This is a genomic window from Roseomonas sp. F4, assembly GCF_053891155.1.
Genome location: NZ_JBSSHK010000006.1, coordinates 21,102 through 38,030, shown reverse-complemented (window position 1 = coordinate 38,030; position 16,929 = coordinate 21,102). Strand labels below are relative to the sequence as shown.

The 16,929-nt window shown below is 68.7% G+C and carries 14 protein-coding genes, 1 tRNA gene and 1 pseudogene; 10 read left to right on the top strand and 6 right to left on the bottom strand.

The window, feature by feature from the left end; genetic code table 11:
• Positions 1-8: 8 nt before the first annotated feature.
• Both ACVFYP_RS23120 and ACVFYP_RS23115 read left to right on the top strand, forming a co-directional pair.
• On the top strand, positions 9-833 hold the full coding sequence (locus ACVFYP_RS23120; protein WP_499202589.1) for a polysaccharide deacetylase family protein: 825 nt from the start codon (positions 9-11) through the stop codon (positions 831-833).
• A 13-nt stretch (positions 834-846) separates the two neighbouring features.
• Positions 847-2,121 (top strand): annotated as a pseudogene (locus ACVFYP_RS23115) (ABC transporter substrate-binding protein); the annotation flags it as partial.
• A gap of 371 nt (positions 2,122-2,492) precedes the next feature.
• Here ACVFYP_RS23115 and ACVFYP_RS23110 read toward each other — a convergent pair.
• From ACVFYP_RS23110 to ACVFYP_RS23100, 3 genes are all read right to left on the bottom strand, one after another.
• The gene (locus ACVFYP_RS23110) at positions 2,493-3,908 is read right to left on the bottom strand and encodes an amidohydrolase family protein (RefSeq protein WP_499202588.1); all 1,416 of its coding nucleotides are present in this window, start codon (positions 3,906-3,908) and stop codon (positions 2,493-2,495) included.
• A 45-nt stretch (positions 3,909-3,953) separates the two neighbouring features.
• Complete coding sequence (locus ACVFYP_RS23105) at positions 3,954-4,286, bottom strand: hypothetical protein (RefSeq protein WP_499202587.1); 333 nt, start codon at positions 4,284-4,286, stop codon at positions 3,954-3,956.
• Between the two features lie 64 nt (positions 4,287-4,350).
• Positions 4,351-5,922, bottom strand: a complete 1,572-nt coding sequence (locus ACVFYP_RS23100; RefSeq protein ID WP_499202586.1) for an ABC transporter substrate-binding protein — start codon at positions 5,920-5,922, stop codon at positions 4,351-4,353.
• 136 nt (positions 5,923-6,058) lie between these two features.
• Here ACVFYP_RS23100 and ACVFYP_RS23095 point away from each other — a divergent pair, with 136 nt between their 5' ends.
• The 3 genes from ACVFYP_RS23095 to ACVFYP_RS23085 all read left to right on the top strand — a co-directional run bounded on the left by ACVFYP_RS23095 (position 6,059) and on the right by ACVFYP_RS23085 (position 8,262).
• On the top strand, positions 6,059-6,748 hold the full coding sequence (locus ACVFYP_RS23095; RefSeq protein ID WP_499202585.1) for an SIMPL domain-containing protein: 690 nt from the start codon (positions 6,059-6,061) through the stop codon (positions 6,746-6,748).
• Positions 6,749-7,028: 280 nt separating this feature from the next.
• Positions 7,029-7,340 carry a hypothetical protein gene (locus tag ACVFYP_RS23090; protein ID WP_499202584.1) on the top strand — a complete coding sequence of 104 codons (312 nt, stop codon included), beginning with the start codon at positions 7,029-7,031 and terminating at the stop codon, positions 7,338-7,340.
• Between the two features lie 145 nt (positions 7,341-7,485).
• The gene (locus tag ACVFYP_RS23085) at positions 7,486-8,262 is read left to right on the top strand and encodes a GntR family transcriptional regulator (RefSeq protein ID WP_499202583.1); all 777 of its coding nucleotides are present in this window, start codon (positions 7,486-7,488) and stop codon (positions 8,260-8,262) included.
• A gap of 266 nt (positions 8,263-8,528) precedes the next feature.
• Here the strand turns inward: ACVFYP_RS23085 and ACVFYP_RS23080 are convergent, their stop codons facing one another.
• On the bottom strand, positions 8,529-10,775 hold the full coding sequence (locus ACVFYP_RS23080) for an ATP-dependent helicase (protein ID WP_499202582.1): 2,247 nt from the start codon (positions 10,773-10,775) through the stop codon (positions 8,529-8,531).
• Positions 10,772-11,311, bottom strand: coding sequence for a pentapeptide repeat-containing protein (locus tag ACVFYP_RS23075; RefSeq protein ID WP_499202581.1), 540 nt, complete (start codon positions 11,309-11,311; stop codon positions 10,772-10,774). Before ACVFYP_RS23075 ends, ACVFYP_RS23080 begins: the two co-directional genes overlap by 4 nt.
• Positions 11,312-11,372: 61 nt before the next feature.
• Here ACVFYP_RS23075 and ACVFYP_RS23070 point away from each other — a divergent pair, with 61 nt between their 5' ends.
• Positions 11,373-12,311 carry a hypothetical protein gene (locus ACVFYP_RS23070; RefSeq protein WP_499202580.1) on the top strand — a complete coding sequence of 313 codons (939 nt, stop codon included), beginning with the start codon at positions 11,373-11,375 and terminating at the stop codon, positions 12,309-12,311.
• Between the two features lie 36 nt (positions 12,312-12,347).
• On the opposite strand, the gene ACVFYP_RS23065 is transcribed toward ACVFYP_RS23070, so the two are convergent.
• Positions 12,348-12,422, bottom strand: a tRNA-Gly gene (locus tag ACVFYP_RS23065).
• A gap of 162 nt (positions 12,423-12,584) precedes the next feature.
• Here ACVFYP_RS23065 and ACVFYP_RS23060 point away from each other — a divergent pair.
• The 4 genes from ACVFYP_RS23060 (at position 12,585) to ACVFYP_RS23045 (ending at position 16,894) form a co-directional block, all read left to right on the top strand.
• Complete coding sequence (locus ACVFYP_RS23060; RefSeq protein WP_499202579.1) at positions 12,585-13,559, top strand: Bug family tripartite tricarboxylate transporter substrate binding protein; 975 nt, start codon at positions 12,585-12,587, stop codon at positions 13,557-13,559.
• Positions 13,560-13,561: 2 nt separating this feature from the next.
• Complete coding sequence (locus ACVFYP_RS23055) at positions 13,562-14,626, top strand: NAD/NADP octopine/nopaline dehydrogenase family protein (protein WP_499202578.1); 1,065 nt, start codon at positions 13,562-13,564, stop codon at positions 14,624-14,626.
• 287 nt (positions 14,627-14,913) lie between these two features.
• Positions 14,914-16,281 (top strand): O-succinylhomoserine sulfhydrylase, encoded by a 1,368-nt coding sequence (metZ, locus tag ACVFYP_RS23050; protein ID WP_499202577.1) that lies wholly within the window; start codon positions 14,914-14,916, stop codon positions 16,279-16,281.
• Between the two features lie 4 nt (positions 16,282-16,285).
• Positions 16,286-16,894, top strand: a complete 609-nt coding sequence (locus tag ACVFYP_RS23045) for a LysE family translocator (protein WP_499202576.1) — start codon at positions 16,286-16,288, stop codon at positions 16,892-16,894.
• The last annotated feature ends 35 nt before the right edge of the window (positions 16,895-16,929 follow it).

Genomic DNA, 16,929 nt, shown 5'->3' with positions numbered 1-16,929 from the left:
ACCAAGGCATGGATATGAGCGTGAAATGGCCGAACGGCGCGCGCTGCGCCGTGGCGCTGACCTTCGACTTCGACGCGGAAACCCTTTGGCTGTCCCGCGATCCCTCCAATGCGCGCCGCCCCGGCACGCTGAGCCAGGGCGTCTACGGCGCCAAGGTCGGCGTGCCCAAGATCCTGGAAACGCTGGCGGATGCGGGCCTCAAGGCCACCTTCTTCATCCCCGGCTGGACGGTGGAGAACCACGCCGACCGCGCCGAGATGATCCTGAAGGCCGGGCATGAGATCGGCCATCACAGCTATTCCCACGCCTGGCCTGACCCCGATGCGCCCGAGAAGGACATCGAGGAAATGGAGAAGGGCCTCGAAAGCCTGAAGCGCGTACTTGGCGTGGTGCCGAAGGGCTACCGGTCGCCTGCCGGCGAGACGACGGATGAGCTGGTGCGGCAGCTCGACAAGCACGGCTTCCTCTATGACAGCTCGATGATGGGGGATGTGAATCCCTATCGCCTGCCGCATCCCGATGGCGGGCGGCAGCTGGTGGAGCTGCCCTATCACTGGAGCCTGGATGACGCGCCCTTCGTGCTGTTCAGCGTGAAGACGCCGCGCCCGATCATGACCAACAGCCATATCCGCGAGGTCTGGCAGGAAGAGTTCAAGGAAATCCACCGCTGGGGTGGTTTCTACAATCTGGTGATGCACCCGCAGCTTTCGGGTCGCCCCAGCCGCATCGCCTTGCTGCGGGAGATGATCGCCTTCATCCGCGGCTTCGACGGCGTGTGGTTCGCGACCTGTACCGAGATCGCCGAAGCCTGGGCGGCCCAGGAACAGCGCTGAGGAGAGACCGATCATGCAGATCACCCGACGACAGGCGCTTGCGGGCGCTGGCATCACCATCCTCTCCGCCGGCGCGACATCGCGTGCGCAGGCACAAGCCGCGCCGTTCCGCTTCATCGTCAATGTCGGGCTGCAGAACCTGGACCCCATCTCCAGCCCCAGCTTCGTCACCCGCAATTTCGCCTATCTTGTCTTCGACACGCTGGTCTCGATGGACAGCAAGGGCGACTACAAGCCGCAGATGCTCCAGGGCTGGGAGCTGAGCGCCGACAAGCTGACCTGGAATTTCGCGCTGCGTTCGGGCCTCGCTTTCCATGACGGCAGCCCGGTGACGGCGGAGGATTGCGTCGCCTCGCTGAAGCGTTGGGGTGGCCGCGATTCCATCGGCCGCCGCCTGATGGCCTCCACCGAGAGCCTGACCGCAACGGATGCGCGCCACTTCACGCTGAAACTCGCAAAACCCTTCGGTGGCGTGCTGGAGGCACTCGGAAAGCCTTCCGTGCATGTGCCCTTCATCATGCCGGCGCGCATCGCCAATGGCACGCCGCCGACGCAGCAGGTGCCGGAGATCATGGGCTCCGGCCCCTTCGTCTTCCAGCGCGCTGGCTGGATTCCGGGCGAGCGTGCCAGCTTCATCCGCAACGCCCGCTACGTGCCGCGCGACGAGGCGGCGGACGGGTTGGCCGGTGGCAAGATCGCGAAGTTGGAACGCGTCGAGATGGCGACGATGTCCGACCCCGGCCTGCGCGTCGCCGCCTTGCAGACCGGGGAGGTGGACTATCTGGAATATGCTCCGGTCGATTACCTGCCGCGGCTGCGCACCAACCGTTCGGTGAAGCTGGCGGAGGTCGGCGGCCAGGCGACGCTGATGTACTGCGCCAGCCTGAACCACTACCTGCCACCCTTCGACAATGTGCTGCTGCGCCGCGCCGTGCAGCAGGCGCTGGACCGGACGGAAGTGCTGGCCGGCGCGGGCTTTGGCGCCGGGCTTGGCCAGCCGGATTGCGCCAGCCTGTTCATGTGCGGCGCGCCCTATTCCAGCACCAATGGCAGCGAGTTGGTGGCGGAGCCAAGTCTGGATCGCGCCAAGGCGCTGTTGCAGCAGGCAGGCTACAACAATGAACGGGTGGTGCTGCTGCATCCGGCGGACAGCCCGCTGCTGAATCCCTTCGGCCTGGTGATGATCGACCGGCTGAAGCGCGCCGGCTTCAATGTGGATGTGCAGTCCAGCGACTGGGCTTCCATCGCGCAGCGCTGGGTGCAGCGCCAGCCGCTGGACCAGGGCGGCTGGAACATCGTGCCGGTGGTCTATACCGGCTTCGACCTGGCCAACCCGCTGTCCAATATGGGCGTCGGCTTCAACTGCACGGACAACCAGCCCTGGGGCTACTGCGTTGCCGATATGTCGCCGGTGCTCCAGCAATTCGAGGCGGAGAGCGATCCGGCGAAGCGCCGGGAACTGGCCGGGGCAGTTGCAGCGCATTGCCTTCGAGAATGCGACCTTCCCAATCGCCGGCCAGTTCCGCAGCCCCGCGGTGTGGCGCAGCGAGCTGCGCGGCGTGATCGACTTCGGCTTCCCGGTGATCTGGAACATCGAAAAGCCGGCACGCTGACGAAGAAGGGGCTTCGGGACCCTTCGTCCCGAAGCCCCTTGGCGGTTCAGCGCCGGACCAGGCCCCAGCCCGGCTCTTCCACCGCCATGTGGCGCAGCTTGGCGCGGTCGAGCATCGCATCCGTCTCCCGCCACGCGGCGGTCGCGATCTCCGTGCCGTCGAGATGCGGGCAGTCGCGATCGCGCATCAGCACCTGGCCGTCCACCACCACATCCAGCACATCCTGCCCATTGGCGAAGTAGACCACGCGCGCCACCGGCATGTTCGCCGGCACCATATGCGGCGCGGAGAGGTCGACGGTGATGACATCGGCTCGCTTGCCCTCCTCCAGGCTGCCGATCTGGTCGCCCAGGCCGAGCCCGCGCGCCGCGTCGATCGTCACCATCTCCAGCGCCTTGCCGGGCGGGATCATGGTCTCGTCGCGGAAATGGCGCTGGTGGTAGCGGATGCACTGGAACATGTGGCGGAACATGTCGCCCGAGCGGTCCGGCGCGGTGGCGTCGGAGCCGATCATCACCGTCACGCCCGCCTCCATCATCTTTGGCGCGGGGCAATAGCCACGGACGGCGGCGATGGCGGAGGGGTTGTGAACCACACTGGTGCCGGTGCGCACCAGCGTGTCGATATCCGCATCCGTCAGCTCCGTGCAGTGGCTGAGCCAGGCATCGGGGCCGAGAAGGCCGAACATGCGATCCGCCAGCTCGATGCTGCCGCCGCGATGACCATCCTGGTGGAAGGGCGCGCCGCGCGAACGCCCGGCCTCGCGTACCAGATGGCCCTGGCGTTCGATTTCCTTCACCTTCGCCGGATCGTGCTTCGCGTCCCGGTAGACCGGCATCAGCGTGGCCACCTTCACGCGGCCCTTATTGTGCCACTTCTCCACACCGGCGGTGATGACGTCGAGCTGCTGTTCGAAGCTGACGGGGCGCTCCACGCCATCCGGCCCGACATAGGGGCGCGGGAAGGGCGGGCGGGTCGGGCCGAGCACCAGCAGGCTGCGGATGCCGACTTCTTCCGTGGCCTCGGCATGGGCATCGGTGAAGGCGGTGTCGTCCACCCGGCCGATGCTGTCGCCGCCGCCCAGCAGCGAGACGCCCGTGGTGACGCCGAAGCGCAGCCGCTCATAGGCCGCGAGCTTCGCCTCCGCCCGCCAGAAGCTGGGCGGGGAGGCGAGGGTGTAGATCACCCGGCAGGCCTCCATCCAGGCGGCGCTGTTGTTGTTGCCGAGCGTCTTCACCAGGCCATGGCCGGCATGGGCATGACCATCGATCAGCCCGGGCAGCACGGCGCGGCCACGCGCCTCGATCACCTGCTTGGCATGGGGATGCGCAGCTTCCACGGCCTCGGTCGGGCCGACGGCCTGGATGCGGCCATCCTTGATGGCGACGGCGCCATCCGGCAGCACGCGGCGCTGGGCGTCCATGGTGATGACGACGCCGCCGCGGATGAGAAGATCGGTCATGGGAGTTCCTGGTCAGTCATTGCGTTACGAAACACAGCGCCGGCGTCAAGCGGCCGGTGCCGGCGGATAGAGGGGGCGCGCCTGCCGCCACAGCGCGCGCGGCATGCGATGGGCGTTCTTCTTCAGCCACCGGCGACGCGCAACCGTGATCCACAGCCAGGGGATCGGGGCGAGCCAGGGCGGATCAGCATTGAGCCAGTCGATTGGACGAAGCTCGAATAAAATGGTGTTGCCGGTCAGGTTGGTGCTGCCATGGATCGCCCAGACGCCCCTCCACGGCCAGCCTTCCTTGAACAGCCACCAACCCGATGCCTTCGGGTGGCGGCGAAAGGCCTGCACGGCGGCCGGCAGCAGGATCCATTGCGCCAAGGTATTCACTGGATCGCGTTGCCTCCCTCCACGCTCCCGGCCGCGGTGCCTTCGCTGCGTGGCTCAAGCAGCTTCAATCCACCTTCACCAGCCACAGCCGCAGCCGGTTGTCCGGCGCCTGGCGTAGGTCGATCCCCCGCCGGGACGCCCAGGCGATGGGCTGCTGGAACAGCGGGATATGCGCGATCTCGGATCGCTCGATCTGCAAGGCCTGGCGGATCAGCGCGCGGCGGCTGGTCTCGTCGGGCGCCTCCGCCGCCTGCGCCACCAGCGCGTCGAATTCCGCATTCGACCAGCGGCCGTAATTCAGACCGCCGGTCGTGCGGCTATTGGTGCGCAGCACCTCGTTCAGCGTGGAATAGGCATCCGCCAGCGGCAGACCGGCATGGCCCAGCATGTACATGGAGAAATCGCGCGTCGCGGTGCGGCGGGACCAGATATTGGTGGGCTCGCTCTGCAATTGCAGCCGGATGCCGACCCGCGACAGCATGGCGGCCACGGCCTGGCAGGTGCGCTCGTCATTCACGTAGCGATCATTCGGGCAGACGATGCCCACCGAGAAGCCGTTCGGGAAGCCGGCCTCCGCCAGCAGGCGCCGCGATGCCTCCGGATCATAGGGCAGGCGCTCGTTCAAATCGGCAGGCGCGCCGGTCAGGAAGGGGCTCACCATCATGCCGGCGATCCAGGCCTTCTCCCGCATCACGGTCCGCCGCAGGGCGTTCACGTCGATGGCACGGTAGATCGCCTCCCGCACCCGGCGATCCCGGAAGGGGTTCCGGCCGCGCACGTCGGAATAGAGCAGCTCATCCCGCTCATAATCGAAGCCGAGATAGATGGTGCGCAGCTCCGGCCCCTCGATCACCTGGACCCGCTGGTCTTGCAACAGGCGTGGAATATCCTGCAGCGGCACTTCCACATTCGCGTCGATGGCGCCCGATAGCAGGCTGGCCGTGCGCGTCGCGGCGCTGCGGATCGGCTGGAAGGTCACGCGCGTCAGGTTATGGACCGGCCGATCCCACCAGCCGGCATGCGGCTCCAGCACCGTGCGCTCATCCGGGCGGCGTTCCACGATGCGGAAGGGACCCGTGCCGTTGGCCGTGCGGGTCGCGCCCGATTCCGTCTGGGCGGAGAGGTTGGCCGCATTCTCGGCATTGTTCGCCCGCGACCAGCCCTCATCCATCATGAAGAACTGGGTGATGGAGGCGAGCAGGATCGGGAAGGGCCGATGCGTCTCGATCTCGATCGTATGGCTGTCGAGCTTCCGGACCTCCTTGATCGCACCCAGCAACCCGCGCGCCAGGGACCCCGGCCCGTTCACCCGCGCCCAGGTGAACAGCACGTCGTCCGCGTCAAAGCTCTCCCCATTATGGAAGACCACGCCGCGCCGCAGGTTGAAGCGCCAGACGGTGGGGCTGGTGCGTTCCCAGCTTTCCGCCAAAGCGGGCTCGATCTCGATGCGATCGTTGTGCCGCACCAGCGCCTCATAGACATTGCCCATGAAGGTGTTGGTGAAGGTGTTGTTGGAAGAGTGCGGATCTAGCGTCAGCACATCCGCATTATAAGCCCAGGTGAAAGGCTTCGCGGCGACGGGCGCAGCCATGGCGAGGCCGCCGGCAAGCAGGGCGGCGAGGGCAAGCGGGCGCATGGCGGGGGCTCTCCGGGAGGGGTCGCGACGGCCAGCCTCCTTCCGCATCGCGAAGGCGTCAATCGCATTCCGCGCCTAGGCCGCTGTCCTGCCACAGAAAATCACCATCTTTCCGGTTCACCGAGGGATAATCCGTATGCTGCATCCGATCCGCGCTTTGGCCATCTCCACCCTGCTGCTGGCGCCCCCCGCTTTGGCGCAGCCCGCCGGCCTGTCGGAAACCACTCTGCACATCGCCGAGACGGCCGAAGTTACCCGCGCGCCGAATGAGGTGGTGGCCGTGCTGCGCGCCGAATCGCGCGCCGGCACCGCGGCGGCGGCCCAGGATGCGGTGAACCGCGCCATCGCGGCCGCCGTCGCCCGCGCCCAAGGCGGCAACGGCGTGCAGGTCTCGACCGGCGGCTACTGGACCGCCCGGGTGGAGGAAGCCCGGGCCTGGCAGGCCAGCCAGACCCTGACCCTGCGCGGCGCCGCCACCCCCGCCTTGCTGGAACTGGTCGGCGCGCTGCAGGGCCAGGGGCTGGCCCTGGCCTCCCTCGACTGGACCCTGACGCGGGAGGCGGCCCGCACCGCGCGAGAGGAAGCCTCCCGCCTCGCCCTCGAATCGCTGCAACGCCGCGCCGGCGCCATCGCCACCCAGCTGGGCCTGCAACTGGTCGGGTTGCGGGAAGTGCGGATCGATGTGCCGGATCGCGGCCCGCGTCCGATGATGGCCATGGCCGCCCGCGGCGCCAGCCTGTCCTCCGCCGCCCCACCCGTCGCCGTCGCCGAGGATACGGTGGTGACCGCGACGGTGGAGGCCGTGGCCGTGCTGCGCCCGCGCTGAGCGACACCTTCACGATCTTGCGGCGCGCCCCAGCTCCAGAGGCGTTTTTTTGCGCGCTGAAGGGGGATGGTATGCGAAACTGGCGCGCCGCCCGCCCAAAAACGCATTGCGGCCCTGCCGATTGCGTGGCTGCGCAGCGGCTGCTTATGCGCTAGACCCACGAGATGGTGGCAACTCCATGACGGAAACTATTCAAATGGGTGTCGTAATCGGGGAGGTCGCACGCAAGCTGGGCTACCGCCCTGGCATGGCTTGTGCTGTTCTTGGAAACCCCCCGGGGATGACCTTTGGCCTGCCGAACGGGGCGACCGCCGCGGCCGACCTCATCCTCGCTTTCGCGGCGGATAAGGTGGCGCTCCGCGCCATCGCGCCCCGCGCGCTCAACCTCTACGGCATCGGCGCCCGGCTCTGGTTCGCCTATCCGAAGAAGACCGGCCCGGTCCGCTCCGACCTCGACCGCGACCACGGCTGGGACCCCCTGACCACCGAGGGCCTGCTGCCCGTCACCCAGGTCGCCCTGGACGACACCTGGTCCGCCCTGCGCTTCCGCTTCCGCGAGGAAATCCCCAAGGTCATGCGCGCCGGGGCCTGAACATTGCCGAAGCCGTCCGCTGCCCCGCGGCTGACGGCTCCGCCAATGCGTCAGCCACCCCTCCGCGTCACGGCATTTCCCTCCGGCATGAGGCTGCGGTAACCTGCGACCTCAGCGCCCAACCCGGCGCCCGACCGGATCCCGCATGACCCAAAGCCGCAGCCCGGCCATCCCGATCCCCGCCGCAGCACGCCCCGCGGCCCCCGACCTCAACCGCAGCGCCGTCGCCCGCTATCTGCAACTCGCCACCCTGTTCCGCCGCCGCGTCGAACAAGGCATCTGGCTGCCCGGCACCCAGATCCCCACCGTGGACGACCTGGCCGCCGAATACGGCGTCGCCCGCGCCACCATCCGCCAAGCCCTCGACCAACTGGCCGATGAAGGCCTGATCGAACGCTTCCGCGCCAAAGGCACCTTCGTCAGCACCACCCCACCCCAGCGCCTGTGGTGCGACGTGGAAACCGACTGGAACGGCCTGCTCCGCTCCCGCGAAGGCGCCCGAATCGAAATCCTCTCCGACACCCCGGGACAAGATCCGCAATCCCTACCCGCCAGCGACGGCCTTCCCGCCCCCCTCTACCGCCACCTCCGCCGCCGCCACTGGCGCGACAACCAACCCTTCCTCCTCGCCGACGTCTGGCTGGACGAACGCCTCTCCCCCCAAGTCACCGCCGAAGACCTGACCACCAAAACCGCCCTGCGCCTGGTCGCCAGCATCCCCGGCGTGCGCATCGCCCAAGCCCGCCAAACCCTGACCATCGGCGCCGCGGACGTGGAAACCGCCGCCCACCTCCACATCCCCCTCAACGCCCCCATCGCCCACGTTCACCGCCTGGCCATCGACCCCGACGGCACCCTCCTCCTCATCGCCAACGGCACCTACCGCGGCGACATGGTGCGCATCGACGTCAAGCTGCGGTAAGGCCGGGGGGAAGGTCGGCGCTGGTTGTTTGCAGGGGGCGCTGCCCCCTGCACCCCCGCCAAAGGGACAGTGGTCCCTTTGGAAACCCATTTAAGGGGTAGGCGAGAGGAGGGGCACGGCGGGCGCGTCGGGCCAAGCGGTCGTTTCGTGCCCCTCCTCTCGCCTACCCCTAAGTCGAGGGTTCGAAGGGGCCACTGCCCCTTCGCGGGAGGGTGCAGGGAGGGCGGAGCCCTCCTTGCAATCACCAGCACGACCTTCCCCGCGGCCTAAACCTCGCTTGCCTTCGACACGAACCGGTCGAGGACGCGTTTGGGGCCGCTGTGGTCGAAGGTGATGTCCAGGCGGTCTTCGTCGATATCGGTGATGGTGCCGTAGCCGAATTTTTGATGGAAGACGCGTTCGCCTTTGGTCAGGGCGCTGTCGCGGGCGGGGCGTTCGCGTTGGTCCCAGGGGTTCACTTCGGTCAGGCGGGGGCGGCGGGCGAGCAAGCCTTGGCTGCCGAGGAAGACGCTGGGGGTGTCGGCCATGCGCTGGGCGCGGATGGTGGACTGGCCTTCGCGGGTGATGGCCTCTTCCGGTAGCTCGTCCAGGAAGCGGGAGGGGATGGAGGAGGTCCAGTTGCCGTAGATGCGGCGGTTGGCGGCGTGGCTGATGATGGCGGTGCGGCGGGCGCGGGTGATGCCCACGTAAGCGAGGCGCCGTTCTTCCTCGAGCGCTTTGTCGCCGCCTTCGTCGAGCGAGCGTTGGGAGGGGAACAGCCCTTCTTCCCAGCCGGGCAGGAAGACCGTGTCGAATTCCAGGCCCTTGGCGGCGTGCAGGGTCATGAGTTGCACGCGCTCGGCTTCGGCGTTCTCGTCGGTTTCCATCACCAGGGCGACGTGGTCGAGGAAGCCGGCGAGGCTGGCGTAGTCGCCCATCGCGCGCAGCAGTTCCTTGAGGTTGTCGAGCCGGCCGGGGGCTTCGGGGCTGCGGTCGGCCTTCCACATGTCGGTGTAGCCGGATTCGTCCAGCAGGGTGGCGGCGGCGACGACGTGGCCCTCGGTTTCGTTCACCTGGCGCCAGCGGGCGAAGCCCTGCATGAGTTGGCGCAGCGCGGTGCGGGGCTTGGGCTTGAGGCTGTCGGATTCGGTGATGCGTTCGGCGGCGCGGGCGAGGGGGATTTGTTCGGCCCGGGCGAGCTGTTGCAGAGCACGCATGCCGCTGTCGCCCAAGCCGCGTTTCGGCGTGTTGACGATGCGTTCGAAGGCGAGGTCGTCGGCGGGCTGGTTGAGCACGCGGAGATAGGCCATGGCGTCTCGGATTTCCGCGCGCTCATAGAATTTCAGGCCTCCGACCACGCGGTAGGGCAGGCCGAGGGTGATGAGGCGTTCCTCGAAACTGCGGGTCTGGAAGCCGGCGCGGACGAGGATGGCGAATTCGGAGAGGGGGTGGCCCTTGCGCTGGGCCTGTTCGATCCGCTCGCCCACCATGCGGGCTTCTTCCTCGCTGTCCCACAGCGACACGACGCGGACATTCTCCCCTTCCGCGTCCTTGCGGCCGGGGCGCAGCGTCTTGCCCAGGCGGCCTGCATTGCGGGCGATCAGCCCTGCGGCAGCGGCGAGGATCGGCTTGGTGGAGCGGTAGTTGGATTCCAGCCGGACGATGCGGGCGCCCGGGAAGTCCTTTTCGAACCGCAGGATGTTTTCGATCTCGGCGCCGCGCCAGGAATAGATCGACTGGTCGTCATCGCCGACGCAGCAGATGTTGCGCTGGTTGGGGTCCTCGTTCTGGGCGAGCAGGCGCAGCCAGAGGTATTGGACCAGGTTGGTGTCCTGGTATTCGTCGACCAGGATGTAGCGAAAGCTGCGGTGATATTCGGCCAGGATGTCGGCGCGGGTGCGCAGGATTTCCGTGACATGCAGCAGCAGGTCGCCGAAATCGGCGGCGTTCAGCTCGATCAGCCGGCGCTGATAGGCTTCGTAGAGCGATCGGGCGCGGTTGTTGGCGTAGTCCGAATCCTCGGCCGGTGTGACGCGGGCCGGGGTCAGGCCGCGGTCCTTCCAGCGCTGGATCACCCCCATCAGCCCCTGGGCCGGCCAGCGCTTGGTATCGATGCCGCCGGCGGCTTCCATGATCTGCTTCAGCAGACGCATCTGGTCGTCGGTGTCGAGGATGGTGAAGTTGGACTTCAGCCCGACGATTTCCGCATGCCGCCGTAGCATGCGGGCGCAGAGCGCGTGGAAGGTGCCGAGCCAGAGGCCATCCGCCGGCTGGCCGAGGATGGTGGCGACGCGTTCCCGCATCTCCTTCGCCGCCTTGTTGGTGAAGGTGACGGCCAGCACCTGCCAGGGGCGGGCGCGGCCGGTCATCAGCAGATGGGCGAAGCGGGTGGTCAGCACGCTGGTCTTGCCAGTGCCGGCGCCGGCCAGCACCAGCAGCGGCCCGTCCAGGGTTTCCACCGCCAGGCGCTGTTCCGGGTTCAGCCGCGCCAGGTAGTCCGGCTGGGTCGCCGGCAGGCTCCCAGGGGAGCTCATTGACAGGAGCCCACGGAGCCGGCGGCGCAGACCCGCCTGCCATCGGTCCAGGTCGCGCCGTCCAGGATCACCCCGGTGAAATCGGTGCCGCCGAGCATGGCGCCGGTCAGGTCGGCCTCCGTCAGATCGGCGCGGTACAGCCGGGCGCGGCGCAGATCGGCGCGGATCAGCTTGGCGCCGCGCAGTGTGGCGCGGGTGAAATCCGCCTCCCGCAGCGTTGCCCCGGTCAGGTCGGCGCGGTTCAGGTCGGAGGAGACGAACCGCACATAGGACCCCTCCACCCCGGCCAGATTGGCGCCGGCAAGCTGTACCCGCTGCAGCGAGGCGTCGCGCAGCTGCATGCCGGCGAGGTTGGCACTGGTGAGGTCCCGCCCGTCCAGGTTGCAACGCCGCCAATCCACCCCCACCCCCGGCGGGTCGGTGCAGGCGGCCTGGGCCGGCGCGGCGCCGAGCCCGGCGAACAGCGCCAGAAGGGCTGGAAACAGAATGGCAAACCGGGTGTGATGACGGGGGCGCACCTCGGCGATATAGAACACAGGTCGAACAACTCCAACCTTTCGCGTCCGCTTCGTCTTCTCCCCTGGCATTTGGGTTCCCTTGCTCCGTTTTCTCGAATGGTCTGCCCGCAACGGCGGTGCGCTGCTGGGATTTGGGGTCTTCATCGGCGTGTTGCTGCCGCCCTTGGCCGCCGCGACACGGGATGTGGTGACGCCAGTCGTCGCTTGCCTGATGACATTGGTGTTGTTGCGGGTCGATTTCGGTCAGGTGCTCGGTTATCTGCGCCGGCCACTGCTGGTGGCGGCGCTGCTGGGCTGGGTGCTGCTGGCCTGCCCGCTGCTGGTCTTCGCCATCGTCCGGGTCCTGGGATTCGAGGGGCCGCTGAGCGCCGCGGTGGTCATCATGGCCACTGGCTGCGCCGCCACATCCTCCCCGGCTTTTGCGCGCATGGTGGGGCTGGATGGCGAGATTTCACTGGTTGTCGCGGTGATCTCCACCCTTCTGGTGCCCTTCACCGCGCCGCCGCTGGCGCTCGGCCTGCTGGGGATCGACCTGGCGATTTCCCTGACCGGGCTGATGGCGCGGCTGGCGCTGGTGGTGGGGCTGCCGCTGCTGGTGTCCCTGGTGATTCGCCGGCTGGTGGGGCCGGCGCGGCTGGCCCGCTACGGCCGCGGCGTGGACGGGGCCGTGGTGCTGCTGGTGGTGTTCTACGGTTTTGGCGTGATGGATGGCGTGCAGGCCATGCTGCTGGCCGAGCCGCTTTGGGTGCTGGGCGGAATCGCCCTGGCCTTCGCCGGCAATTTCGGACTGAACATCGCCACCGCCTTGGCCTTCATGAAGGTGGCGGGGGCGCGGGTGGCGCTTTCCGGCGGGCTGCTTTCGGGCAATCGGAACATGGCGCTGTATCTGGCGGTGCTGCCGGCGGCGACCGATGCGCGAATCCTGATGTTCTTCGCGCTGTGCCAGTTTCCGCTGTTCCTGTCCCCCGTCCTGCTGCGACCGGTCTATGACCGGCTGAGGCTGCGGCTGCTGGATTGAGGGGGCGTCTCGGGCCTGGCGAGGCCCTGCGGATGATGGAGCGGGCGGGGGGAATCGAACCCCCGACATTCAGCTTGGGAAGCTGACGTTCTACCTCTGAACTACGCCCGCACTACAGCCCTTCATATCCGGCGAGCGATCCGCGAGCAAGCGCGGTGCGAAGGCGCCCGCGCTGGGTAGCGCCGGGCGGCGGACCGCGCGATATCTGACGGCACCGAAAGCCGGAGACCCTTCCTGGGCCCGCCTTTCGGCCCGAAGCCAGGACGCTACGCCATGCATCTCGACCGCCGCCTGCTCCTCACCGGCCTTGCCGCCGCGGCCGCAGGCCTTCCCGGGCGCGCCCGCGCCGCCGTGCCATCCGGCACCATCCGGCTGGTGGTGCCCTGGGCGCCGGGCGGGTCCACCGATGTCATCGGGCGGCAATTCGCCAATGTCTGGCAGTCGAAGCTGGCGCGCACGGTGGTGGTGGAGAATCGCTCCGGCGCCAGCGGCACCATCGGCCATGCCTATGTCGCCGGCACCGCGCCGGATGGCCGCACCGTGCTGATGGCGACCAACAGCACCTATGCCATCGCGCCCTCGCTCTACAACAACATCCCCTATGTGCATGACGATGCCTTCGCGCCCGTCACGCTGATGGCGCGCAGCCCGCTGGTGCTCTGCGTCAATGCCCGGGTGCCGGCACGCAGCGTGGCGGAGCTGGTGGCCCTGGCCAAGGCGCGGCCGACCGAGCTCAACATGGGCATCGGCGGCACCGGCGCGACCAGCCACCTCGCCAGCGAATTGTTCATGGCGCATTCGGAAACGCGCTTCACCCTGGTGAGCTACCGCGGCAGCGGCCAGACGGTGCAGGCGGTCGGCAGTGGCGAGATCGACATCGCCTTCCTCTCGGCCACCACGGTCCGCCCGCTGGTTGAGGCCGGGCTCGCGCGGGTGCTCGGCACCACCGGCACCGGCCGTTCGCCCACCTTCCCCGATGTGGCGCCCATCGCCGAGACCGGGCTGCCGCAGTTCGAGGCCACCACGGCCTATGCCCTGTTCGTGCCGAAGGCGACCCCGGCGGAGGTGATCGCCAGCCTGCACGCCGCCGCGGCCGAAAGCCTCGCCGACCTCCAGTTGCGGGAGAAGCTGGCGGCGGAGGATTTCGAGGTTGTGGCCGGCGGGCCGCAGCAACTGGCCGAGCATGTGCGGGATGAGACGGCGAAATGGTCGAGCATCATCCGCAGCCGCGACATCCGGGTGAACTGAGCATGCGCCTCGCCATCATCGGCGCCGGCCCGATCGGCGGCCTTTCCGCTGCCCTGGCCGCGCAACGCGGGCACGAGGTCGCCCTTTGGTCACCACGCGGCGCGCCACGCCACGGCCTGATCGAAGGAGACCGGCTGACCCTCCGCTGCACCGGCGCTCTGGAGGCCGAACTGCCCGCGCAGCTGCTGCCGGATATCACGGCGCTGTCGGCCTGGCCCAACCTGCTGCTGGCGGTCCCTGGCGATGCCTATCCCAGCCTGCTGCCAGCGCTGCTGGAGGTTCTGCGGCCGGGTCAGGTGCTGATCTGCAGCGGCGCGCTGTCCCTCGCCCCGCTCTGGCTGGCGGAGCAGGCGGCGGCGCGCGGCGTCAGCCTTCAGGTCGCGGCCTGGGGCACCACCCTCGGCACCGCCCGCATTTTGGCCGATCGCCGCATCCAGGTCGGTACGGTGCGCGGCGCCTTCGAAATGGCGGCGCTGCCCGCGGCCGCCTTGCCGGAGCTGGTGGACCTCTGCGCCGAGCTGTTCGGCGCCCAGGTCACGCCGGCGGACTCGCTGCTGGTGCCGCTGCTGTCCAACATCAACCCGGTGGCCCATGCCGGGCAGGTGATCCCGAACATGTCGCGCATCGAGCGCGGCGAGGCCTGGCAGCTGTTCGAGAACTTTCGGCAGGCCGGCGCGCGCATCGCCGAAGCCATCGACGGGGAGCGGATCGCCATCGCCCGCGCTTTCGGCATCGAGGTCCGTAGCCTGGCCCGGCACTATCATCTTTCCTATCACGTGCCGGAGGGCCCGGTGGCCGAGATCGCCGCGGCGATCGAGGCGGCAGGCCGTGGGCCGCGCGGGCCGGCCAGCTTCGACCACCGCTATCTGGACGAGGACATGCCCTATGGCCTGGCGGTGTATGAGGTGCTCGGCCGCATCGCCGGCGTGCCGACGCCGCAGCTTTCCGCCGCGCTCAGCCTGCTCGCCTGCGCCACGGGCAAGCCGTTGCGCGGCAGCAACCGGCTGATCGACTGGCTGGGGCTGGAGGCGATGCGGCCGGCCGAGCTGGTGGCCCGCTGCCGCTGAGGCCCACGCGATGAAGCGGGCGGCGCGGCGCACAGCATCCTTGACCGCCGCCCGCCTCGCTCGTAAGCCATGCGTCAGGCGCCCCGCGCGCCCCTCGCGATTTGTCCGGCCTGATTGCGGCGAGGTCCCGGTGTACCGGGCGGTGGTTCCGGGTCCAGCACGGCCCCAGAACTTCCGAAAACAAACGCGCTAAAGGGTCGCGGGGTCCGCCTTATGCGGTCCTGTTGCCCCGGAAGGGGGCCGGACGTCCTGTGGTCGCAGCCCAGCTGCAGCTTTTAGGTGTCCCGATGGCCAGAACCCTGCCCGACCGCCCCCTCCGCCCCGCCACGCTGCTGGTCCGCGGTGGGCAGATGCGGTCCAACCATGATGAGACGTCGGAGGCGCTCTACCTCACCTCCGGCTTCGTCTACGAAAGCGCGGGCCAGGCCGAGGACACCTTCCTCGGCACCACCCAGCACTACCAGTACTCCCGCTTCGGCAATCCCACGGTCACCATGCTGGAAGACCGCATCGCGGCGCTGGAGGGTGCGGAGGCCTGCCGCCTGACCGCGACCGGCATGGCCGCCGTGCATGCCGCCATGCTCAGCCATCTGAAGGCCGGCGACCGCGTCGTCGCCTCCCGCGCCTTGTTCGGCTCCTGCCACTGGATCGTCTCCACCCTGCTGCCGCGCTACGGCATCGTGTCCGAGTTCGTGGACGGCGGGGATCTGGAGCAGTGGAAGGCGGCGCTGTCCAAGCCGGCGGCGCTGGTGCTGCTGGAGACGCCGTCGAACCCGATGCTCGACATTCTGGACCTCGCCGCGGTCTGCGACCTGGCGCATCAGGCCGGGGCGATCGTGGTGGCCGACAATGTCTTCGCCACGCCCCTGCTGCAGAAGCCGATGGATTTCGGCGCGGATGTCGTCGTCTATTCGCTGACCAAGCACATGGACGGCCAGGGCCGCGTGCTGGGCGGCGCCGTGCTCGGCAAGAAGAAGTGGGTGGATGAGGTGTTGCAGCCCTTCATCCGCAACACCGGTCCCTCCATCAGCCCGTTCAACGCCTGGGTGATCCTGAAGGGGCTGGAGACGCTGCATCTGCGCCTGCCCGCCATGTGCCATTCCGCCGCCGCCATCGCCGATTTCCTGGCGGAGCGGGTGGAGGTGTCGCGCGTGCTGTATCCGTTCCGCGTCGACCATCCGCAGCAGGCTTTGGCTAAGGCGCAGATGACGGCCGGCGGCAGCCTGGTGACCTTCGACATCAAGGGCGGCAAGGAAGCGGCCTTCCGCTTCCTGGATGCGCTGAAGCTGGTCGATGTCTCCAACAACCTGGGCGATTCCAAATCCCTGGTGACGCATCCGGCGACGACGACGCATATGCGCGTGGGCGCGGAGGAACGCGCGCGGCTGGGCATCACCGATGGCACCATCCGCCTGTCGGTGGGGCTGGAGGATGTGGCCGATCTGATCGTCGACCTGTCGGAGGCGCTGGATGCCGTCTCACCGCCGCCGAAGCCGACGAAGCGCGCCAAGGTGGTGATCGACCCGCCGGCACCGGCGGCCGAGCCCGCCCCGGCCCCGGCAGCGAAGAAGCCGACCAAGGCGAAGCCGGCCGCCGACGCCACGCTGTTCGAACTGGCGAGCGACCTGCCGGAAGCGTCCCGCCGCAAGGAGTAGTCCCGTGGACCTCGCCGTCTGGCTCGCCTTCTGCGCGGCGGCCGTTGCCATGCTCATCATCCCGGGGCCGACCATCCTGCTGGTGATCGGCCAAAGCCTCGGCGGCGGCGCGCGCAATGCGCTGCCGCTGGTGGCGGGGGTGGCGCTGGGTGACCTGACGGCGATGACCCTGTCGCTGGCCGGGCTGGGGGCGATCCTGGCGACCTCCGCCACGCTGTTCACAGCGCTGAAATGGGCGGGGGCGGCCTATCTGATCTGGCTGGGCGTGAAGATGTGGCGCGCGCCGGTGGAGGCGACGGCGGCACCACCGCTGGCGGGTGGCAAGGCGCTGCGCCAGGCCTGGCTGGTCACGGCGCTGAACCCGAAGGGCATCGTTTTCTTCGTGGCCTTCGTGCCGCAGTTCATCGACCCGGCACGATCCTTCGTGACACAGGCGGCGCTGCTGACCGCCACCTTCGTCACGCTGGCGGCGGCCAACGCCGCGATCTATGCGGCGCTGGCCGGGCGGCTTTCCGGCGCGGTGCGCCGGCCCGGGCTGCGCCGGGCGCTGAACCGCGGCGGCGGCGCCGTGCTGATGGGGGCGGGCCTCGCGGTGGCGCTGCGGCGGGGCTGATCTGCTGCGCTGCAACAGATAGGTTTACACTGCGG